The organism is Paenibacillus senegalensis JC66 (assembly GCF_000285515.1).
GTDB classification, from domain to species: Bacteria; Bacillota; Bacilli; order Paenibacillales; family NBRC-103111; genus Paenibacillus_L; species Paenibacillus_L senegalensis.
Genome location: NZ_HE610958.1, coordinates 75,144 through 96,073 on the forward strand (window position 1 = coordinate 75,144; position 20,930 = coordinate 96,073).

The window sequence follows — 20,930 nt, forward strand, 5'->3', positions numbered from 1 at the left end:
GAGATCAAGCTCATCCGCATACAGTATGACAAAAACACACACTCCTTATGGAATGTGTGCGAATAAGAAATTTCCGCATTCTTCAATTCATCTTACACATCCCTAAGGATGAGTTAAACTGTGTGCTGAATAAGCCGAGCAACGCCCCGTTAAAAGTACGATTGCGGAAAAGATGTAAATCTAACAATGGTTCCTTCACTTTTTGCTGTTGGCGTATGAATAGGTAGCCGGCTCCCAGTCCGAAGGCTATTGATAGTAACGTGTTCAAACAGAATTGCCTTCGCTGAAACAACTACCCCATAACGGTCTTTGCAAAAAGGAATTAATACCTATATTCATTAGGTGAATATATTGCTATCATAATTATGTACGCTTTTTAGGTATTTTATTTTTGTCAATATATTAAAGAAAGGGGCAATAAATTGAACAAAAGAATATGGGCAGGGATAGTTGCATGCATGGTGTTCTCCTTCAGTGCTGGATGGGCGGTATCGGCTTCATCGCTGCTTGAAACCATCAGCGCTTATTTGAACAAAGAGGTCAAATTAATGCTTCACGGCTCACCTTGGGAACCAAACATAGATGGAAAGACCGTTTATCCGATTACATATGAGGGCACAACTTACCTGCCTGTCCGTGCTGTAGCGGAAGCGTTGAATGTATCGATTCGATGGGAACAGGCCACCAAAACGGTCCATATTGCAGAGCCAGTGAAAGCCGATGCTGTATATGCCGGCTCTGTGGAGGCTCAGACTGTCGCCCCTGGGCAAACAGACGTAGAACGCGAGTACGGCTCCGGCAGCGTACGTTTCGTACAGGAAGCGGATGGCCGCCTCACCTTTGTGTTGCATGGAAGTGTACGCGAGGAGGGTGACGCGAGCATTAGCCTCACCGGAAGCCAAAGCGCGGACGGCTGGTCAAGCAGCGAACCGGTTGAAGTCAAGATTGATCCTAGCGGCAATATCATGGGTGGAGGGGTCACCAATCAAGGCCTCCCGTCGCAATATCGGATAACGTTCGATGGAAAAATGTTGCCGGAGACGCTGCAGCTTCGGGTTGAATTGGAGCCTATGAATACTGGAGACGCGAGCTACTCATTTGACTATGATTTACAGCGGATCACTTCCGTTCCGCCTACTGATGGAAACAGTGATAATACCGTGACAGAACAGCCTGACGATTCCGGCGGGGAAAACACATGCAAGAGGATCGTATGGAGGGTGCAGAACATCGCTAACTTTTCTGGCGGACCGATGCAGATGATTCAAGTCCCGACATGTGTCAACTATTGATGGTTGAAATTGCTATGAATCGTAAATTACTGGATATTGAAATTTCTGGGAAAGAAAACTACGATACTTTGTTTTTATGCATTAACGAAACCCGCAGGCTCACTGCGGGTTATTTTTCTGGTTTTGGCTGGAGGTTTCCCTACAAATCCAGTACGACCCTTGATTCTCCACTGTAACGGAGCGAAGATCAGATTCGGATGGATTTGCGAAACGGCATCTCTGCCGTTTCCGTTTTTGTGTGGCGTTGGCGGAGCCTAAGGGATATTGAATTCACTATTCAAATAACTTGCCGTGTAGGCAATGAACTCGGAAAAATCGTCAATAAAATGAATCGGTTTGTAACTCATTCCGGATTGTTCCATGGCTTGTTTTTGTATCGGTGCAGGTGATGTATAAGGGAATAATCCGATCACATAATGGGATTGAAGCTGAAGAAATTTATCAACGGTTTTATCGTCCCAGGCTGGGAACACAACCTTCACGACGCCATTCACCTCGGTCATTGCAGCAAGATATTGCTTTTTAAAATCTATAAGCCTTTCCAGTGAAACATTTCTCTCAATCATTGTGAATAGCATGGAAACAAGCTTTAAAAACCGTGGATGACGATCTAAAACTTGAGCCCATTGTCGTGCAAAATTGTGTATATCGTGAGTCATTTCAGTTACAAAAGTCCCCTTAATGTCACTAACCCAGTCTTTAATTTCATCCAATGCTACCAAAAGATAGATTTCTTCTTTTGAAGAGATATATTTATATAAATTTCCGCGTGTAAATGTCGTTTCGTTAGCAATTTTGGCAAGGTCAATTTCATGAAATTGCAATGTATCAAAGAGCTTAATCGCCGCATTTTTAATTTGCTCTACTCGAATCTTTCGTTGTTCTTCATTCCTGACTCGATCGAATTCCATCTTTCATGTCTCCTTTCGACAAAAATTATAACACAAAAAACTTGCGAAACCCGAAATTACAATCTATAATCAATTTTAAGTAACGTGACGTTACGTCAATTAAGTGACTTGGAAGCTAGGAGGAGTAATAATGAATATAAAAAAAGGAAAAGTTGTCTTGGTTACAGGGGCATCGGCAGGAATTGGTAAGGCTACTGTAGAGTTGCTTCTGAAGGAAGGCTACATTGTATATGGAGCAGCCAGACGCATCGAACAGATGAGGGATATTGAATCGAAAGGCGCACATATTCTCGCAATGGATGTAACGGATGATCGGTCCATGAGAAATGGCGTTAACCGAATTATAGAAGAACAAGGCAGAATCGACGTGCTATTTAATAATGCGGGTTACGGCGCTTACGGAGCGGTCGAAGATGTGCCGATGGAGGAAGCAAGACGTCAATTTGAAGTCAACCTTTTTGGATTAAGCCGTCTGACCCAATTGGTTCTCCCTTATATGAGAACACAACACTCTGGAAAGATCATTAATACTTCGTCTGCTGGCGGAAAAGTTTATACACTCCTAGGTGCTTGGTACCATGCTGCAAAAATTGCGCTGGAAGGATTCTCCGATTGTCTGCGCGTGGAAGTCAAGCCATTCGGAATTGACGTCATTATCATCGAGCCGGGGGCTACCGAAAGTGAATGGGCAGAGGTTGTATTTGAACACGTGCGGAAAACATCCGGGAATACAGCATACAGTAAGATGGCCGATGCTTTTATAAATGCATTAAAAAAACCTGGTACTGTTTACCCCCCTATGCGAATCGCAAAATTGGTTTCAAAGGCGATTCGATCCAAAAAACCAAAAACAAGATACGCGGCGGGAAATGCCATACCCGTTTTACTTATCCGAAAAATATTGTCTGATCGAATGTTCGATCGTATTCTCCTTCAAATGTTTAAGATATAGTGAAGTCCATATAATTGTGTAAGATGGTAGCTTTGAAAAAAGGAGAGCCATAAATAAAACCCTTGCTTAAAATGAAGTTGTCGCGTTGTTATCCAAACGTACAGGTAAATGTGGTCCATGCGCCTGCCTGGCTGCGAACGGTAATGCGGCCGCCCGCCTGTTCGATTATACTTTTGGCTATCGCCAAACCGAGACCAAAACTGCCGTCTTCATGCTTTCGGGAAGCATCCGCCCGATAAAAGCGGTCGAAAACATGCGGCAAATCTTCCGCTGAAATGCCTGGTCCGGTATTTGCAATTTCTATTTGAATCTGCGATTTGATTTGGGTTAGAGTGAAGTTAATTTGGCCTCCTTCATTTGCATATTTCACGGCATTATCCAGTAAAATCAAGAGCAATTGCCGAATCTCCTCTTCATCCCCTTTTAGCAGAATACCCGCAGCGATTGAGTGTGAAAAGGCAATCTGTTTCTGGGCGGCTGCCGCTTCAAATGGGGCCAAAACATCGCTTGCAATGAGGCTGAGGTCAAGCGACCGCAAATGAGGTTGGTGATGCCGGTCTTCCAACCGGGCCAGCCTCAACAAATCATGGATCAAATACGTCATGCGATCAATGCCTCTTTGCATATAATCCAGCCATTTCAACTGGCTTTCTATCGTTTCTTGCCGATTTTCCAAGAGTACCCCCATGTTTGCATTCAAAATCGATAGCGGCGTTTTCAGTTCATGCGAGGCGTCTGACACGAATTGCTTTTGTTTAACCCAGGCATCCCGGATGGGGCGTACAGCCCGATTCGCAAAGCCGTAGCTGATAAGAAAAAGTACAATAAGCACAGCCCCGCCTACTGATAGGAGTGTGGTTCTTAACCGGGTCAAGGAGGCGTAGCTCTCCGTCACATCTAAAAATGTGATTTTATGCGATGCTTCAACCGACGGAGTAGCCCGCTTGTATGGTACATTATTATCAAGCTTCATCTGAGCGATTGTATAACGCCACTGCCTACCTTGCCAGCTGATAGGGGAACGGCCATTCTTTTGGTTCAGAGCTTCCCTTGCGGCTAGCTCGTAGACATGATCGGACAACCCGAATGTTGAATGAACGGCTACTATACCACCGTTCGAATCGATGTCCAGACTAAACATTTCAGAAGTCTGAACCACAATTGAGCCGATCGGAGACAGCGAATCGGACACTTCAACTTCAACATGTTCAGTAATGCCATCCTCGCCTAGGGAAAACTCAATTGTAGGCAATGACTTTAATTTGCTATCGATATCCGATGAGACTTTACTAGAGGTACTCCAGTAAATTGCAACAAACGCCGCGGCTATCACAGCACCTGTAACTGATAAATTAAACCATAACATGGCGTTTCTCAGCTTATGAAACAATTCCGCTCATTCCTTTTCGTTGCGCAACACGTATCCGACATGACGAACCGTTCGGATCGAAGCCTGCGTGGGTAGGTGAACTAATTTCTTGCGCAGCAATGAAATATGGGTTTCTACGCGATTGCCCTCCGCTTCTGTTTCGTATCCCCAAAGTTTCTCAATGATATTAGCCTTAGACACAATACGAGGACTGCTCTTGATAAGCATTTCCAAGATTTGCGCCTCTTTCAGCGGCAGCAAGATGTCTTGATCGTAACAGGAACATGTGAGGGTCTGCATATCGAGACACAAGTCTCCATAGGTCAAAATGCCATCCGGAATCAATGCCGGCGTTCTCCTTCCCAATGCACGTATACGTGCCAGCAATTCTCCCGTATGGAAAGGTTTTGCCAAGTAATCATCAGCACCGTTATCCAAGCCTTGTACTTTTTCTTCCGGCGCGTCTCTGGCTGTTAACAAAATGACAGGAATTGTGATTCCTTCGGCCCGCAGCCTGCGCAGCACCTCAATCCCATCCAGTTTGGGCAGCATAATGTCGAGAATGATCAAATCATAGATCCCGGTGATCGCGCAATCCAGTCCGTACTCGCCATCATGAGCCAAATCGACGCTGTAATGGTGTTTTCGAAGTACTTGCTTAATGGCTTCGGCCATATAAATTTCATCTTCAATCATAAGTACTCGCATCGTTTCCATTCCTTTTTGATCATCTCTTCATTGTAAATCATTTGCACTATAAAACCCAATTTTCCTGATTGCCAAACAGTTATAAGATGAAAAGGCTGTACTCAGCCTCTTCATCCTCATTATATCAATTAACTTTAGACCCTAATTTTGGGAATTCCCGGAAAAGTCTACAGTGACAGTTCCCTCATTATCGTCGAAGCTTGCCTCATATCCCTCGGGAATTTCCAAACTCCAGGTTTTTCCGCCATCTGTCGAGTAATATGTTTTGCCGTCCTCACGAGCTTCTACTGCAATACTGCCTTCTGTCCCTGCGGCCGGTCCTTCAGTTACTCCCTCGGAAAACACACTATGGTTTCCCTCTCCATCATTGCTCATCTTAAATCCTTCGGGAACTTCCAAGCTCCAGGTTTCTCCACCATCTGTAGAATAATACGTTTTGCCATCCTCACGAGCTTCTACCGCAATACTGCCTTCTGTCTCTGCGGCCGGTCTTTCAGTCATTGCCTCGGAAAACACACTATGGTTACCCTCTCCATCATTGCTCGTCTTAAATCCTTCGGGAACTTCCAAGCTCCAGGTTTCCCCGCCGTCTGTCGAATAATACGTTTTGCCATCCTCACGAGCTTCTATCGCAATGCTGCTCTCTGCCGGAACTGTTCCCGCCAGCTCTTCCTGCAATTGGTTTGAGGCAAAAATATTTTTGCCCTCGGATGCGAAAACGGCACCAGCACCTAATGTTGCCAACAGGGCGGTCGTTGCAATCACCTTCATAGTTTTGCTTTTAAGTACACCTGCTTCATTTTTATTCTTTTCCATAATTGAGTACCCTCCATTTTTTTGTTTTATTTTTTTGTAAGCGGCCGTCTTACAAATCCTACTATATCACCTGCAGCTTTAGTGAACCTTTAGTTGAACCTAAATTACGAAAACCCATAAAAAAAGTCTTTTGAGAATTTCAGACTTGGAGATTGTACCCAATTATGGTGGCTGGATTTAAAACTTAAGCCAGTTGGGATGAAATAAGCCGTCACTTCTCCCTCTCTCTCCAAATGAAGGGGCAACGGGATTTCCACTATGCCAGCGTTTGCCGCTATAACCTGTTAAATTAGGACCAAGAGATTAGTCGGATATCACAGTTCAAATGGAAAAATGGATCCCAGAAGCTCATATATATAAATTTTCTTAGAGCTCCCGGCAGGAATCGGCCGAAGCTTTCCCTTGCCTACCAGCTCTCGGCATACTTGATGACCGTTTGTTTGTGCAGATCAAGCTCGATGGCCGCTTCCGCTGGGCGGATTACACGGTTATGACATGATGCATATCGCATCAGCATTCGCTCTATTTTTGTGAACGATGCCAATATAGGCCTTCCGGAAATGAGATAAGAGGCCAGCATATTACGCAGAATGGATTGAATGAACGCAGGATTTTCTTTCATTTCATCAAGCGAAATATTAGATGACATTGTTGTGACTGAAGGAACAGACCGCGATTCAGATCCATCCGATATTTTGTACGGTCTTTGCCGTGTGAGCCATAGTCCATAATCTCAAATGCAAACCGAAGCACTCCCAAGATCCACATGAAATCCACATAATACGACCGCCCTCGCCAATCTAACACCTCATATTCAGGATGGAGGCCTTGAAAATGCCCCGTCAGCGGCCACCAGATTTTTTCAGCAAACAGTTGGTTTCCGTAGCCGTGCCCTCGCTTTAATGCGTCTTTTCGTTCCCCTTGCCGTTGATTCAAGTGCCACTTGATCCACTTTTCATGCTCCGTTTCAAAACTCATCATTTATGCCTCCTTCGAATTAAAAAACGCCCCGAATATTCCTGCTCAAGCAGAAATAAGCGGGGCGTGCTTCGCCACAATATCATGTTTGTACGATTCATCACACAAAAAATGTGCTTTAACCAATATTTAAGACGTTTTGTACGATTTATAAGATTTATAGTATAAATCTAATCGTCTAACTATTCAAGCCTCTGATTTTGTACGATAGATCGTACAAAACAGGCAATTTCACTGGATGAGGACGCAACTTGTACGACAAATCACACAAATAGGAGCTTATAGTATAAAAAACAGCCTGAATAGCTGCTGTGATGAGTCAAAAAGATGGCAGAGCCTAAGCTCAACCTTCGGTTGGGCTTTTTTCTTTATGGAGCCTAGGGGGATGTCTAATTCCTGATTATCTTTCCGAAGCAGCCCATTCCCCGATGCAGATCCTGGCGGTGGAATTAGACGCCGTGCTCGTCCGTTGCAGCGGTTGCTACGAAGCAATCCTCCCACTTCCTGCGCGCGGACGAACCCCGGGGTTCTGCTCCCTGCTCCTGCAAATGAAAAAAAGCTCAACCTTCGGTTGGGCTTTTTTCTTTATGGAGCCTAGGGGGATCGAACCCCTGACCTCATCGCTGCCAGCGATGCGCTCTCCCAGCTGAGCTAAGGCCCCGCAGTTGTTGTTTAATTTTGGCGACTTCTTGATTATATAATAATCAGCAGCAGAAATGCAAGAGCAAAATATGCTCTTGTCCAATTTTTTTATGGTGGTTTTTATGTTTGTATTTGACCATGTACACATACCCCTTCCAAAGCGGGCCGGCCATGTCAAACCATTGGCAAACATAACTCACAGGTAAGACTCGGGGATCTCTCAATAAGACATTATTTGTCCCTAGTTGACATCGCTGCAAGCTCCAGAATCGCTTCACAATTAATGTCCTTTGCGCCGGAATCTAACAATCATGCCCCTAGATGTTCCTTCCTAGAGCACGAAAAATTGAAATTCATAAGCGGTTGGAACTCCCGGTTTGAACTCCATTATGCAACAAACCTCGCTGCAGTCTGGAAGCTGCGCAAGGCGCAGCAATACGTGGGAACTGAACCACCGTAAGTCCCTACTTTTTAGCAAAAAACATCCCGTTTGGGGTAAATAAATATCCTCCACCCGGAAAATCTTCATCCACCGTCCTACCCGCTTGAGTCGACACTCCTATATAGAGACCATATGCTTTAGCATAAGCCGCCAGCTGATCATGGCATTTGCTTCTCCACCAGTTATACCCGCTATGCCAGTTACGGCTCGATTGTTCACCATACAGGCCTGGGGCTGCACATTCTAGCACAATTTGGACTCCGTGCTTTGCATAATGCTCGAACAAGCTGCTGGCATCGATATCGGCACAAATCGCCAAACCGAACGAGGTTCCTTGAAACGTGAACATAGCCGGCTCTTTTCCAGGAGCAAACCATTCCCTTTCATCATCGGCAACATGGATTTTTCGATAAATAGCAGCAGGTTTTCCATCGATAGCAGCAACTTGGGTAATATAAGGCTTGCTAAAAGGGGAGCGTTCTACAAAACCGAACACAACTGCCATAGAATAAGCCCGACTCCAATCGATTACTTCGCGAACAGGCTCGCTATCCAGCTGCAGTATGGCATCCGGGCGCTCAACCGGATTAATGTAGCCTGTCAGATTCATCTCTGGAAAGGCTACAAGCTGACAGCCCTTCTCGCCCCCCGTCTTTATGTATTCTTTCATTGCCTTAAGATTCAAGCCAATCGCGCCTTTTTCGCATCTCATTTGCACTAGAGCCATGTTAAAAGACAGCACCGCCTATCTCCTCCTGGCGTCAATGTGCTTGCTAAATATCTTCCTATTTCTTTCTTTACCTACTTAGTTTAACTTACTTAGCGTTACTTACTTTGCTTTACTTACTTTGCTTTACTTTCTTTACCTTGCTTTCTGCTGCTTTCTTTGCTTTACTTTCTTTTATTTACTAATTGCTTGCATCTCAAGAGTATGACTATATTAGAGCAATGCTAGTGATCTTTTTTAATTTAGGTTTACTTTTACTGTACTTGTCAATCGAACTTTTTTAATTGTGTTTTCTACTTTTCGCACCTGTGCCCCGCGTGGCTGTGATTCGCAGCGGCCCATAACGCGGCAGCTATTGGCTTAAGGCTGCAGCAGCTCATCGGGTTTAGTTTAAGCCGGGCCGTAAGCGTTAAGCAGCAAAAACTCCCCTAATATAGAGTATTTTTTACTCGCCAAGGGGTATTTTATACGTAAACCTTTAGCACAATGCTAAGTCGTTATGATTGTGGAAACTTCATGCCGCTATAATTAAGCACACTCTTGTCGTAATGATTTAGGAAACCCACTCAATGCAAAGGAGGACAGTCATGGCTAGAAATCGCAGAAGAAGACCCGTTCCAGCGGCCGGCTCATCCAACTGGATTAAGCATTTTAAAGCCGATGTGATGCGCAAGGAAGGATATACCGTCGATCCGGCGAATCCGGACAATGTAAAGTTTGAAGTAGCGCGAAGAGCTGGCGTACCGCTGCGGGAAAGTGACAACGGCTCGTTGCCTACCCAGGCGGCCGGTCGAGTTGGCGGCAGGATTGGCGGCCCTATGGTAAGAGAAATGATACGGGTGGCCCAGGAGCAGCTGATCAAACAGCAAAATCAATAGTTCATTTATTAAATAAAGAGGCGTCTGCCGTCTAGAAAAACCATTTCGAGTGAACTGCACCGGAATTTAAACCCCAAGAATGCTGATATCCGTATTCCTGGGGTTTCCTTTTTTAATTATCGGACTGGACTACCCTTTTTTGGCCAGTCTTTTGGGCAGCCTCCGACCCTTGCCTGTTAAGAACCCGCATCTTTATCATTTTTAGTTAAAATCTCCGTTAATTCCTTCATGAACATATTAATATCCTTGAATTGGCGATAAACAGAAGCAAACCGCACATAAGACACCTCATCCACATGGTAAAGCTGGTTCATCAGAAGCTCTCCGATTTCCCGGCTTTCCACCTCCGTATGGGCGGTATTGCGCAGCTCTCTTTCTACCTCAGATACAATCTGCTCGAGCGTTTCCATCGACACGGGTCTTTTTTCACAGGCCCGGATCAATCCGCGCAAAATCTTCTCACGGTTGAACTCTTCGCGGCTGCCATCTTTCTTAATCACGACTAAAGGAGTTTCTTCCACCATTTCAAACGTCGTGAACCGCCGGGAACATTTCTCACATTCTCTCCTGCGGCGAATGGACTTATTGTCATTAGCAGAGCGAGAGTCTAACACTTTCGTTCCGTTATGGTCACAAAAAGGACATCTCAATGATGATCACTCCTCTTCTAGGTTCCTCTATTCCCAAACGTTACCTGTTATGAAGTTGCTTAATCCGAAACATAATACAAGTACCAACCGACAAGGAGGTGAACAACATGGGTGCAGGACAATCTCGCAGCAGCAACCAATTGGTTGTACCACAAGCTAATCAAGCTTTGGATCAATTAAAATACGAGGTAGCTCAAGAATTGGGTATCGCTATCCCTCAAGACGGTTACTATGGTAACATGGCTACTCGCGACACAGGTGCTATCGGAGGTCACATTACTCGCCGCCTGGTTCAAATCGCTGAGCAACAACTGGCTGGTAAATAAGCCATCCTCTTCTTAACTTGTATCTTAAACAACGGACGGGCTCTTCGGAGCTTGTCCGTTATCTCTTTTTCAATAAGCTCTAGTTTAACGCCCTTTGGCGTAAATCTCCATATACTTTTTATAGTAGTAATCAACAGATGTTACATAATTACGGGTTTCTTTAAATGGGATTCTGTCTACATCTTGAAGGGTACCGTCCCAGATTCCCGCTTCCCGCCACTTCATTACATTTCCTTGGCCGGCATTGTAAGCCGCAATGACTTCAAACCGGTTGCCTTGAAAATAATCATATAGAAAATTTAAGTATAGTGTACCTGCTTTTATGTTCAGATCGGGATCACGCAAATCAACCGCTTGCAGCGTACTAAAACCATCGCGCTGCAGAATCCAGTCAGCTGTTTCCGGCATTAGCTGCATTAATCCGATCGCCCCTTTACGAGATTCGGCATCGGGATCAAATTTGCTTTCGACCCGGATCATGGCTGCTACAAGCATAGGATCAATTTCATTTTGTATCGAATATTTGTCAATTTGGGCCCGATACTTGATCGGATACATCCATTTACCCAGCCATTGGGAATTGTAAAACAGCATTAACAGCACCAGCATCATCGGCAAAATCAGCAGAAGAACTCTTCTTTTTCTGATTCGGATCATCGGAGCCCCTTCCCTTGCATATACTCTTCGATCTGACGCGCCGTTTGCTCGAGACTTCCGCTGTTATCAATGACAACATCCGCCTTTTGCTTTTTAAGCTCAATGGGCATCTGCGTCTCAATTCTCTGCAGAGCTTGCTCTTGCGACAGCCCGTCCCTGGACATCAGCCTTTCTATTTGAATCTCTACCGGGACATACACGACGATAACCTCTTCAAAAAGATGGGCAAGATCCGACTCGTATAATAGCGGGATATCAACCACCACAAGCTTGTCCGGCTGGGCTGCTTCAGCATCTTCCATACGCTCTCTCATAAGCTTGCGTATGGCGGGATGCAGCATGCTTTCCAGCTTTTTCCGCTTGGCTTCATCGGAGAATACGATGCTGCCTAATTTTTTGCGGTTCAGCGAACCGTCCGCCAACAATATTTCTTCTCCGAAGGTTTGCGCTACTTCGCTGAGCAGCGGAGTGCCGGGAAGAACTACTTCCCTGGCAATTTGATCCGCATCCACGATAATCGCCCCTCGGTCCGCCAGCAATTTGGAAACCGTGGATTTGCCGCTGGCAATGCCCCCGGTTAGTCCCGTATTCATCGTTCCACCACTTTCTTAAAAAATCTTGGCTGCCGCACACGGCAGCTGCTCTACAGCCATAATTTATAGATACCGATCACCATCAGCAGGAGCCCGGGGACCCAGTTCAGCTTATGCATTAGCCGGATACCTGATAAACGAAAACCGAGATGCAGGCCCGCCGCAAGGAACAATGCTCCAAACAGGGACACGGCTGCTGCCGTAAGCCACGGGTTAAACCCCAGCATGGCGGCACCGATTCCGGCTCCGAAGGAGTCCAGCGATAAAGCCAAGCCGAGCATAGCCGCTTCTCCCGCAGAAATCACTCCTGATTTGTCCACATCGGCCGCCGATGGGGACTTTAAAATCTGAATAACGAGTCCAAGTCTTTTCATCTCGATGCGCAGCACCGATTGATTAGCGGACTTGGTTTGGTCCGCCGAAGCAGTAGGGTCAGTCGCCACGGTGTGCGCATCCCTTGCTGGAACCGGGTTCAGCACTCCCTGTTTTTGTCCCGCCTGCGGGCTCTCATTCTCCCGGGAATCCTCATGGGACCTTCTGACCTGCCATATGGAGAAAATCCCGATTCCAATTAATATAAAAGCGCCTATTGCTTCGGCCCAGCTTGTGGCAAGAAACCTCGCTAGCCAGGCTCCAAGCTGCATAGAGAGCAGAACTGTAGCCGCAGAGCATAAAGCAATGACTAAAATAGAGCGAACGGGAATCTTTAACTGCCGCAATCCGTAGGTGACACCTACACCGAATCCATCTAAACTGACGGCAAAAGCCACTAGCAACAAGGACAAGGTATACAATTCCGATCCCTCCCATAAAACTGCGGCCCTCCCTGTACGCTCACTACAGCTTTGGATATATCGCAAGCCTTAGTGAAGAAGGAGGAGCCTAGGCTATCATATGGGTTGAACCGGAAAGAAGTGCCTGTTTTTTAATTTTGCTGTATTCGCTTCCTGCTGCGTTTGGCAGGCTGACAGCGGCTGCAATAATGAGTGCCCCGGCCGCCCAGAACGATTTTCACAATCTCCTGAGTGCAGCGCGGACAGGGCTGATTATTGCGCCCGTATACATTAAGCCGCTGCTGGAACATTCCCATCTCTCCTTGTCCATTCACGTAGGACTTGATAGAAGAGCCGCCAGCATGGACAGCCTCCTGAAGCGTGCCGACAATTGCCGTGTGGAGGCTGGCCGCCTCCTGCCGCGTCAAGCTGCCGGCGGTGCGTTCGGGATGAATGCCGGCGCGGAATAACGCTTCATCCGCATAGATATTGCCGATACCGGCAATTCTCTGCTGATTGAGCAGCAATGGCTTTATTTTAGTTGAACGCCCGCGCAATTGAGCACGAAAGGCATCCAGCGTAAAGGCAGGATCAAGCGGTTCTAGTCCAAGTTTATGCAAAGGAGGCAGCTGCCATTCTTCCCCCGGGTTAAATAAATGCATCGTACCGAACTGCCGGACATCCTTATAACGAAGCTCCGTGCCATCGTCAAAATGGAAAATGACATGCGTATGCTTCTCAACCGGCTCATCACGGGAATACAGCCCGTAACGCCCTTCCATTCTCAAATGGGAAACCATGACCAGGTCATTCAAAATAAACCGGATAAATTTACCCCGCCGCTCAATGCTGGCAATACTGCGGCCGGCAAGAACCTGGCTGAACTGTTCCGGTTCCGAGGGCCTCTGGATGATCCGCGGCAGGTGAACGCTCACTTTCTCAATCCGTTTGCCGCTTACCAGCTGATTCAGAGTGCGGACTACTGTTTCGACTTCGGGAAGCTCTGGCAACTTCACTCACCTCCAGGAAAAGCAGATTATGCAGGTTGATTAAAGATTACTATTGCAGTCCGTTATATGAATAGGGTTAAATCTGGAAGACCAGGCAATTAGAAAAGCTATTTGGCCTCATACCAATTGCTGCCGAAGCTCACGTCGGCTTTAAGCGGTACACTTAAGTCGAGGGCGTTCTCCATCACATCCGGAACCAGTACCTTCATCTCTTCGAGCTCCTCTGCGGGCACCTCGAACACAAGCTCATCGTGTACCTGTAAAAGCATGCGGCTTCTGCGCTTCTCCTCTTTCAAGCGTTCAGCCACCTGAACCATGGCCAGCTTGATGATGTCCGCCGCCGTCCCTTGAATCGGCGTATTCATCGCCGTTCTTTCAGCGAAAGAGCGCAGATTGTAGTTGGAGGCCTTGATCTCCGGCAAATACCGCCTGCGGTGCAGCAAGGTTGTGACATAGCCGTCAGTGCGCGCACTGCTGACGATATCCTCCATATACTTGCGTACTCCCTGGAAGACAGCAAAGTACTGCTCAATAAATTTTGCAGCCTCTCCCCGGGTAATATCCAGGTTCTGGGACAGTCCGTAATCGCTGATTCCATATACGATACCGAAGTTTACCGCTTTGGCGGAACGGCGCATATTCGCATCGACTTCATCTTCAGCAACACCGAACACATCCATAGCCGTCTTGGTATGGATATCCATCTCCTTGAAGAAAGCCTCCATCAGCTTTTCGTCCTGAGAGATGTGGGCAAGCACTCTAAGCTCAATCTGGGAATAATCCGCAGCAAGAATGTACCAGCCTTCCTCAGACGGGACAAATGCTTTGCGAATCTTTCTGCCTTCTTCAAGCCGGATCGGAATGTTTTGCAGATTGGGGTATTGGCTGCTCAAGCGGCCTGTCGCTGCAATGGTTTGCTTATAATACGTATGAATTTTACCGGTTTCCTCGCGCACCTCTTTAAGCAAGCCTTCAATATAGGTCGATTGAAGCTTGGCCAATTGCCGGTAAATAAGCAGGTGGCGGACAATCTCATGACGCGGGGCCAGCTTCTCAAGCACCTCCGCATCGGTCGAATAGCCGGTTTTCGTTTTCTTGATAACCGGCAGGCCTAAACGGTCAAACAGCACCTCACCCAGCTGCTTGGGAGAGTTCAAATTAAATTCGCCGCCTGCCAGCTCGTGAATCTGCTTAACCAGTTCATCAATCCGTTCGCTGAGCTCTTTCCCCAGCCTCTTCAGCTCATCCGCATTGACCTTCACTCCCTGCTCCTCCATGCCGGCGAGCACATGAGACAGCGGCAGCTCCAAATCATGAAAGAGACTTTTCATATCATTGCTATCCAGCAGCTTGTCCAGCTCGGGAGACAGCTTGGCGACATAGGCCGCCTTTCGTCCCAAATGCTTAGCCAGCTCTTCAACTGCCGGCAGCTTGAATTTCGCTCCCTTGCCATACACAGCGTCATCTTCCTGCAGGCCCGGGAACGAGTAGCGGGATGCTATTGCAGCCAGGGAATGGCTGGCTTCGGTCGGGTCCAGCAAATAACCGGCCAGCTGCACATCGAAACGGCATCCCTGCAGGACGATACCCTGCCAATGCAAAGCCACTTCCGCCCGGTGCACATCGTAGGACACCTTCTCCACGTCTGCATCAGCGAGCCAATTTCTGATCGGCTCAGCCGCCTCCAGCTTTAGATCCTCGATCGCTATATAATAGCTTTCGCTGCCATCCGACAAGCCGATCCCCACCACTTCAGCCAAGTGGGGGTTATCTCCGATTGCCTCAACGTAAACGGAGCGGATACCCTGGAGCTTGGATGCTAGCTTGTCCAGGCTTTCGCTGTCAACGACCGTAACGGAAACCTCGATCGCAGTATCCGCAGCTTCCGCTCCGCCGCCGGTACCAAGCTCCATTTTGTCCAGCAGCGATTTAAATTCCAGCTTTTGAAACATCTGGCCAAGCGCTTCTTCTTCGTACCCTGAAAAGGCCATCTCATCTAGCGAAAGCTCCATCGGGACAGCACGGAAAATGGTGGCGAGCTCCTTGCTCATACGGGCATCGTCTGCGTGACTCTGCACTCTTTCCTTCATTTTTCCTTTCAGCTCGTCTGAGTTTTCCAGGACCGCTTCCACGCTTCCATACTGATGCAGGAGCTTGAGCGCCGTCTTTTCACCTACTCCGGGAATTCCCGGGATATTATCGGATGAATCTCCCATAAGCCCCTTTAAATCGATGATCTGATGCGGGGCAAGTCCGTAAGTCTCTTTAATGTAAGCGGGAGAATACAGCTCTACTTCACTAATTCCTTTGCGTGTAAGAGCGATGGTTACATGGTCGGAGGCCAGCTGCAGCATGTCCTTGTCCCCGGTGACGACCAGCACATCCAGCTTCTGATCATCCGCAAGCTTGGTCAATGTACCGATAATATCATCCGCTTCGTAGCCTTCCAGCTCAAACTGCTTAATGCCGAATGCCCCCAGCAATTGTTTGAGAATCGGGAATTGCTCGGACAGCTCGGGTGGAGTTTTCTCGCGTCCCCCCTTGTACTGCTCATAATCTTTATGGCGAAAGGTTGCTTTTCCGGCATCAAAAGCAACCAGGAAATGTGTAGGCTTCTGTTCTTCAATCAGCTTCAGCAGCATAGTGGTGAAGCCATATACAGCGTTGGTATGCAAACCGCTGGAGTTGCTCAGCAAAGGCAGCGCATAAAAAGCGCGGTAAGCAACACTGTTTCCGTCAATAACGATTAATTTACTCATGCATGCACCCCGTTTCTCATTCCAGCATTTCATGCAACATGCTCATTCTACAGACCATCATATCACACGTTAGACTTCGCTTGAAAGCAAGAGGATAAATTCGTCCTTTAATGCATATTCATGTAAATAACCCGCTTACGCAATTCAGCTGAAATGACTCTTCTTGGCCAAATCGTAAATTAACGATTCGAGGTGATTAAGGTTTGAATCCCCAATGGTCCCCCCGAAAGAAAAAAGCAATATTTTTCGATCTGAATGAAACCTTGCTCGATACAAGAAGAACCTTTACAGACAGCTTCGTCACGGTTTTACAGGATTATATCGGCCGCTGGAATCCCGATGAGGGGGTCCCTCTGGAACAGGTAGCCGCCCAGTACCAGTCTGAGTGGCGAAAACGTATCAAAAACAAGAAAAAGTCAGCGGTTCCTATGGATCGAATCAGACGAACGTCGCTGGCCGCTGCGCTGAATCCGCTGCCTCTTCCGACCAACAGGGCTTTCGTCGAAACCTTCCTGCAAAAGGTGGACCAAGTAAACGCTCAGCAGCCCAAGTTATATCCCGGCGCAAGAGAAGCTTTGCAATTTCTGTCCCGTCATTACAAATTAGCGCTGATCAGCAATGGCAAAGAGGAGAAAACCGAGCGTTATATTAACCGCCTTCACCTCCAAGACTATTTTCCCGCGTCTCATCGCTTTACTTCCGTTCGCAAGGACCGGAAGAAGCCGAATGCCTACTTGTTTCTGCAGGCTTTAAAAGCGCTTCAGATCAGCAAGGAAGAGGCGGTAATGGTCGGCAACTCTTGGCATCTGGATATTCTCGGAGCGGTGCGCTGCGGCATTGACGCGATCTGGTTCGATCCTCTGCATAAAGAAAAAAACTCCCATAAATCAATAGGGAGTCAGTCTGTCTATATCGTGCGCAGCTGGGAACAGCTTGCTTCCCTGTTTGCCCCGCATTCCTGATGCTTATAGAAATTAGCGGGCCGCCTATCGGGCTCCGATTGTGCTAGGGATTGAGATCCTTGCGCTGGCCGGTGACCAGAAAAATAACCCCTTCACCAATATTGGTCGCATGATCGGCCACCCGCTCCAGGACATGGGCGACAAGCGTTAAGTGAATGAGCTGCCGTCCGGATGCCGGCTGTTCACCGACAAGCTTGCTCAGCTCCTGCAGCAGGCCTTTGTAAATATGATCGACTTCATCGTCCTTGGCAGCCAGAGAGGCCGCCCGCTGGATATCCTGTTCTGTAAACGCGACGAGACTGTCTTTTAACATTTGAATAGCGAGCTCAGCCATACGGGGAATATCAACGAGCGGCTTGATCAGCTTTTCACCGCTTAATGTAATTGTGCCTTTGGCAATATCTACAGCATGGTCAGCCGCTCTTTCCAAATCGGTTGCAATTTTGATGGCCATGCCTATAATCCGCAAATCTTTGGCCATCGGCTGCTGCAGGGCGATCAGCCGCAGACAGCGCTCCTCTACTCTCAGCATCATCCGGTCAATGGCATCATCCTGGTCGATCACATCGCGGGCCATTTGCGGATCCAACTCGCTCAGGGACTGAACAGCAGCAGAGATTTGCCGCGTAACCTCGTTCCCCATCGTGATTAAATATTTCTGCAGCTCATCCAGTGACTGGTGATAGGTTTTTCTCGTGTCCATCGCGTTTCTCCCTCCATCGGCTTCATCCTGTAGGACAGCAACGTATATTAACCGAATCGTCCGGTAATGTAGTCCTCTGTGCGTTTATCACTCGGCGCTGTAAACATCCGGTCGGTTTGATCGGTTTCTACCAGCTGTCCGTTCAGAAAGAACGAGGTATAATCAGAAATCCTCGCAGCCTGCTGCATATTATGCGTTACGGTAATGATGGTATAGCGTTCTTTCAATTGTTGAGTAAGCTCCTCAACCTTCAGGGTCGAGATCGGATCTAGAGCCGAGGTAGGTTCATCCATCAGCAGCACATCGGGCTCCACTGCTAGCAATCTGGCGATGCATAAGCGCTGCTGCTGGCCTCCTGACAAGCCGAGAGCGGATTTATTCAACCGGTCCTTGACCTCATCCCATAATGCCGCTTGACGCAGGCTCCGCTCCACTATCGGGACAAGCTCGGATTTTTTCCGGATCCCGTGAATTCGGGGGCCATAGGCAACATTGTCAAAGATGCTCATCGGGAAAGGGTTAGGTCTTTGAAATACCATTCCGACTCTCTTGCGGAGCGATGCTACATCCATATCCTGATTGTAGATCTGCTGGCCATCTACCAATACCTTGCCTGTAATTTTCACACCGTGGATGAGATCATTCATCCGGTTCAGCGTGCGCAGGAATGTCGATTTGCCGCAGCCGGAAGGGCCGATCAAGGCGCAGATTGACTTTTCCGGAATATCCAGGTGAATATTGTTAAGCGCGTGATTGTCCCCATAATACAGATTCAGGTCGGATACATGAATTTTCGGTTGAGTAGTCATCTTAATGATTCCCTCCTGAAAGTCGTTTTTGTACAATCCTTCCGGGAATTGTGATCAACAGATTAAAGAATAATACGATAAGCACCAGCAAAGCCGCGCTCGCTTGTGCAATTTGCTCCGCATCGGGAGCCAGCGAGCTCGTTCCCGCATACCAGAGATGGAGAGAAAGCGTGCCGCCCATGGACATCGGGTTTAAGTCCGGAAAGTTTCGGGATACGGACAAACCTGCGGTGTAGATCAGCAATGCTGTCTCGCCCAGGGCTCTCCCGGCCACAAGAGTGACCCCGGTGATCAATCCTGGCAATGCGCTGGGCAGAAGCACTTTGCGGATTGCCTGCCAGCGCGTTGATCCTAGTGCCAGCGAGGCTTCCCAATAAGATTCGGGCACGGCTCTTAACGACTCCTCCGTAACCCTTACCAGCACAGGCAGATTGAGCAGCGACAAGGTAAGTGCCCCGGAGAGGATAGAGAATCGGAAGCCCAGCAGGCTGACAAACAACAAGGCGCCGAACAAACCGAATACGATGGAGGGAACCGAGGACAAAGCTTCCACCGATACTCTTACCAAATCAGTAAATTTATTTTTTTTCGCATATACGGCCAAATAAATACCGGATCCTATTCCTATTGGCAGGGAGAACAGCAAGGACAGAAACAGGATATAGAAGGAATTGAATAAAAAGGGGCCGACACCGCCGCCTGCTCTTACTTCTGAAGGTCTTCCTGTCAGAAAGCTCCACGACAGATGGGGCACACCGTCACCCAGAATTTTCACCAGGAACGCTGCCAAAATAACAATAATCACTAATCCCGACAACCAGAAGAACAATGTCGCTAACCGATCCGTCCAATGTGCTATTTTCATGGCGTTTCACTCCTTCTGGCTATTAGACGAATAATCAATATCAGCAGCAGCGAGATGAGAAGAAGCAGAAATGCCATCATATACAAGGCATTGCTCCAAGTCGTACCATAGAATGTATTCCCCATATCTTTAACGATCGCAGTCGTTAGCACGGTTGTAGATTCCAGCAAAGAGCTTGGCACCGAAACGGAGTTTCCTATTACCATAAACACCGCCATCGTTTCACCAATCGCCCTTCCCATTCCTAAAATAATGCCGGTGATAATCCCCGGGCCTGATGCGGGTATCAGCACCCGCCATATCGTCTGCCACCGGGTGGCGCCAAGCGCCAGGGAAGCCTCCTCAAGTCTGGTCGGCAGGCTGCGAATAGCATCCTCGGTGATCGACATAATCGTAGGCAATATCATGACCGCTAATATTACCGCAGCTGGTAAAAGCCCATATCCGGGCCCTCCGAACGTCCTCCCCATCCAGGGAACAATCACGGTCAAACCGATCAGCCCGTATACAACGGAGGGAATACCGACGAACAAATCGGCCGCCGGACGAAGCAGCTCCCGCATCCATTTTGGGGCGATTTTCGCCATGAACACAGCACCCGATACGGCTAGCGGCACCGCCAGCGCGATCGACAGCAGCGTAAGCAAAAGCGTGCTGTAAATAAAAGCAAAGGCGCCGAAGCGGGGCTCGCTAGCCGAAGGCGCCCAACTGGAGGAGAAGAAGAACTCGGCTATCGATATATCTCTAAATACTTGTATCCCTTGAAAACCGACAAATAAAATAATTGAAAATATTATGATTGAAACCAATGAGGCACTGCCGATAAACAGCCACTTCATCCGGAGATCCATACGCCCCTGCTTCTTCATCCACCGGTTGAATGAAGGGGATGTGCTTTGGTTATGGCTCTCTTTTTTCGAGCTTGAAGATGATGAGCTAACAGTTGAGTAGGACAAATGGAATTCCTCCTTACGAAACGCTGGTTTGCGGCAAAGTCTCACGTTAGTTTCGCGGACATTATCGCTGTAGCCATTTCATCATAGTGGATGAATGTTAAAGGGAAAGCTATGCTTTGTTAACGGATTGTAAAATTTCAACCTTGCATAAA

21 protein-coding genes and 1 tRNA gene are annotated in these 20,930 nt (G+C 47.6%); 5 read left to right on the forward strand and 17 right to left on the reverse strand.

Annotation, left to right across the window (positions count from 1 at the left end; translation table 11 throughout):
- Nucleotides 1-422: 422 nt before the first annotated feature.
- On the forward strand, nt 423-1,292 hold the full coding sequence (locus tag PSHG_RS29260; RefSeq protein ID WP_052310057.1) for a stalk domain-containing protein: 870 nt from the start codon (nt 423-425) through the stop codon (nt 1,290-1,292).
- A gap of 254 nt (nt 1,293-1,546) precedes the next feature.
- Here the strand turns inward: PSHG_RS29260 and PSHG_RS08835 are convergent, their stop codons facing one another.
- Nucleotides 1,547-2,203 (reverse strand): TetR/AcrR family transcriptional regulator, encoded by a 657-nt coding sequence (locus tag PSHG_RS08835; RefSeq protein WP_010271984.1) that lies wholly within the window; start codon nt 2,201-2,203, stop codon nt 1,547-1,549.
- Nucleotides 2,204-2,333: 130 nt separating this feature from the next.
- On the opposite strand from PSHG_RS08835, the gene PSHG_RS08840 reads away from it, so the two are divergent.
- Nucleotides 2,334-3,155: an oxidoreductase gene (locus tag PSHG_RS08840; RefSeq protein ID WP_010271986.1), complete on the forward strand. Its 822-nt coding sequence runs from the start codon at nt 2,334-2,336 to the stop codon at nt 3,153-3,155.
- Between the two features lie 88 nt (nt 3,156-3,243).
- Here PSHG_RS08840 and PSHG_RS08845 read toward each other — a convergent pair whose 3' ends face one another.
- From PSHG_RS08845 to PSHG_RS08870, 6 genes are all read right to left on the reverse strand, one after another.
- The gene (locus PSHG_RS08845) at nt 3,244-4,407 is read right to left on the reverse strand and encodes a sensor histidine kinase (RefSeq protein WP_162137282.1); all 1,164 of its coding nucleotides are present in this window, start codon (nt 4,405-4,407) and stop codon (nt 3,244-3,246) included.
- Between the two features lie 144 nt (nt 4,408-4,551).
- Nucleotides 4,552-5,232 carry a response regulator transcription factor gene (locus PSHG_RS08850; protein WP_026021266.1) on the reverse strand — a complete coding sequence of 227 codons (681 nt, stop codon included), beginning with the start codon at nt 5,230-5,232 and terminating at the stop codon, nt 4,552-4,554.
- A gap of 141 nt (nt 5,233-5,373) precedes the next feature.
- Nucleotides 5,374-6,048: a WD40/YVTN/BNR-like repeat-containing protein gene (locus PSHG_RS08855; protein WP_010271992.1), complete on the reverse strand. Its 675-nt coding sequence runs from the start codon at nt 6,046-6,048 to the stop codon at nt 5,374-5,376.
- 618 nt (nt 6,049-6,666) lie between these two features.
- Nucleotides 6,667-7,029, reverse strand: a complete 363-nt coding sequence (locus PSHG_RS31435; RefSeq protein WP_235782040.1) for a hypothetical protein — start codon at nt 7,027-7,029, stop codon at nt 6,667-6,669.
- Nucleotides 7,030-7,614: 585 nt separating this feature from the next.
- Nucleotides 7,615-7,687 (reverse strand) — tRNA-Ala (locus tag PSHG_RS08865).
- 445 nt (nt 7,688-8,132) lie between these two features.
- Entirely contained in the window at nt 8,133-8,852 is a 720-nt protein-coding gene (locus PSHG_RS08870) for a carbon-nitrogen hydrolase family protein (protein ID WP_010272002.1), read from the reverse strand.
- Between the two features lie 572 nt (nt 8,853-9,424).
- On the opposite strand from PSHG_RS08870, the gene PSHG_RS08875 reads away from it, so the two are divergent.
- Nucleotides 9,425-9,715, forward strand: a complete 291-nt coding sequence (locus PSHG_RS08875) for an alpha/beta-type small acid-soluble spore protein (RefSeq protein ID WP_010272006.1) — start codon at nt 9,425-9,427, stop codon at nt 9,713-9,715.
- Nucleotides 9,716-9,891: 176 nt separating this feature from the next.
- Here the strand turns inward: PSHG_RS08875 and nrdR are convergent, their stop codons facing one another.
- Nucleotides 9,892-10,365: a transcriptional regulator NrdR gene (gene nrdR, locus PSHG_RS08880; protein WP_010272009.1), complete on the reverse strand. Its 474-nt coding sequence runs from the start codon at nt 10,363-10,365 to the stop codon at nt 9,892-9,894.
- A 107-nt stretch (nt 10,366-10,472) separates the two neighbouring features.
- Between nrdR and PSHG_RS08885 the strand changes: the two genes are divergently transcribed.
- Entirely contained in the window at nt 10,473-10,691 is a 219-nt protein-coding gene (locus PSHG_RS08885) for an alpha/beta-type small acid-soluble spore protein (RefSeq protein WP_010272012.1), read from the forward strand.
- A gap of 84 nt (nt 10,692-10,775) precedes the next feature.
- Here the strand turns inward: PSHG_RS08885 and PSHG_RS08890 are convergent, their stop codons facing one another.
- From PSHG_RS08890 to polA, 5 genes are all read right to left on the reverse strand, one after another.
- Nucleotides 10,776-11,348, reverse strand: a complete 573-nt coding sequence (locus tag PSHG_RS08890) for a lytic transglycosylase domain-containing protein (RefSeq protein WP_010272014.1) — start codon at nt 11,346-11,348, stop codon at nt 10,776-10,778.
- Nucleotides 11,345-11,941, reverse strand: coding sequence for a dephospho-CoA kinase (gene coaE, locus PSHG_RS08895; RefSeq protein ID WP_010272016.1), 597 nt, complete (start codon nt 11,939-11,941; stop codon nt 11,345-11,347). Before coaE ends, PSHG_RS08890 begins: the two co-directional genes overlap by 4 nt.
- A gap of 50 nt (nt 11,942-11,991) precedes the next feature.
- Complete coding sequence (locus PSHG_RS08900) at nt 11,992-12,735, reverse strand: MntP/YtaF family protein (protein ID WP_010272017.1); 744 nt, start codon at nt 12,733-12,735, stop codon at nt 11,992-11,994.
- Nucleotides 12,736-12,866: 131 nt separating this feature from the next.
- Entirely contained in the window at nt 12,867-13,724 is an 858-nt protein-coding gene (gene mutM, locus PSHG_RS08905) for a DNA-formamidopyrimidine glycosylase (protein WP_010272019.1), read from the reverse strand.
- Nucleotides 13,725-13,831: 107 nt separating this feature from the next.
- Nucleotides 13,832-16,483, reverse strand: coding sequence for a DNA polymerase I (gene polA / locus PSHG_RS27060; RefSeq protein ID WP_010272020.1), 2,652 nt, complete (start codon nt 16,481-16,483; stop codon nt 13,832-13,834).
- Nucleotides 16,484-16,686: 203 nt separating this feature from the next.
- Here polA and PSHG_RS08920 point away from each other — a divergent pair, with 203 nt between their 5' ends.
- A complete protein-coding gene (locus tag PSHG_RS08920; protein ID WP_010272022.1) occupies nt 16,687-17,445 on the forward strand; it encodes an HAD family hydrolase in 759 nt (252 codons plus the stop codon).
- Between the two features lie 43 nt (nt 17,446-17,488).
- Here PSHG_RS08920 and phoU read toward each other — a convergent pair whose 3' ends face one another.
- From phoU to pstC, 4 genes are read right to left on the reverse strand one after another with little or no spacing between them, the layout of a single operon-like run.
- Nucleotides 17,489-18,148 (reverse strand): phosphate signaling complex protein PhoU, encoded by a 660-nt coding sequence (gene phoU / locus PSHG_RS08925; RefSeq protein WP_010272024.1) that lies wholly within the window; start codon nt 18,146-18,148, stop codon nt 17,489-17,491.
- A 47-nt stretch (nt 18,149-18,195) separates the two neighbouring features.
- Nucleotides 18,196-18,957: a phosphate ABC transporter ATP-binding protein PstB gene (gene pstB / locus PSHG_RS08930; RefSeq protein WP_010272026.1), complete on the reverse strand. Its 762-nt coding sequence runs from the start codon at nt 18,955-18,957 to the stop codon at nt 18,196-18,198.
- Nucleotide 18,958: 1 nt separating this feature from the next.
- The gene (gene pstA / locus PSHG_RS08935; RefSeq protein ID WP_010272028.1) at nt 18,959-19,822 is read right to left on the reverse strand and encodes a phosphate ABC transporter permease PstA; all 864 of its coding nucleotides are present in this window, start codon (nt 19,820-19,822) and stop codon (nt 18,959-18,961) included.
- Nucleotides 19,819-20,778: a phosphate ABC transporter permease subunit PstC gene (gene pstC, locus PSHG_RS08940; protein ID WP_010272032.1), complete on the reverse strand. Its 960-nt coding sequence runs from the start codon at nt 20,776-20,778 to the stop codon at nt 19,819-19,821. Before pstC ends, pstA begins: the two co-directional genes overlap by 4 nt.
- Between the last annotated feature and the right edge of the window lie 152 nt (nt 20,779-20,930).

Bases quoted from the DNA above. Each gene is read 5' to 3' on its own strand.
- PSHG_RS08835 (WP_010271984.1), bottom strand. From the start codon at position 2,203: ATGGAATTCGATCGAGTCAGGAATGAAGAACAACGAAAGATTCGAGTA.
- PSHG_RS08840 (WP_010271986.1), top strand. From the start codon at position 2,334: ATGAATATAAAAAAAGGAAAAGTTGTCTTGGTTACAGGGGCATCGGCA.
- PSHG_RS08850 (WP_026021266.1), bottom strand. From the start codon at position 5,232: ATGCGAGTACTTATGATTGAAGATGAAATTTATATGGCCGAAGCCATT.
- PSHG_RS08855 (WP_010271992.1), bottom strand. From the start codon at position 6,048: ATGGAAAAGAATAAAAATGAAGCAGGTGTACTTAAAAGCAAAACTATG.
- PSHG_RS31435 (WP_235782040.1), bottom strand. From the start codon at position 7,029: ATGATGAGTTTTGAAACGGAGCATGAAAAGTGGATCAAGTGGCACTTG.
- PSHG_RS08875 (WP_010272006.1), top strand. From the start codon at position 9,425: ATGGCTAGAAATCGCAGAAGAAGACCCGTTCCAGCGGCCGGCTCATCC.
- PSHG_RS08885 (WP_010272012.1), top strand. From the start codon at position 10,473: ATGGGTGCAGGACAATCTCGCAGCAGCAACCAATTGGTTGTACCACAA.
- PSHG_RS08890 (WP_010272014.1), bottom strand. From the start codon at position 11,348: ATGATCCGAATCAGAAAAAGAAGAGTTCTTCTGCTGATTTTGCCGATG.
- coaE (WP_010272016.1), bottom strand. From the start codon at position 11,941: ATGAATACGGGACTAACCGGGGGCATTGCCAGCGGCAAATCCACGGTT.
- polA (WP_010272020.1), bottom strand. From the start codon at position 16,483: ATGAGTAAATTAATCGTTATTGACGGAAACAGTGTTGCTTACCGCGCT.
- phoU (WP_010272024.1), bottom strand. From the start codon at position 18,148: ATGGACACGAGAAAAACCTATCACCAGTCACTGGATGAGCTGCAGAAA.
- pstB (WP_010272026.1), bottom strand. From the start codon at position 18,957: ATGACTACTCAACCGAAAATTCATGTATCCGACCTGAATCTGTATTAT.
- pstA (WP_010272028.1), bottom strand. From the start codon at position 19,822: ATGAAAATAGCACATTGGACGGATCGGTTAGCGACATTGTTCTTCTGG.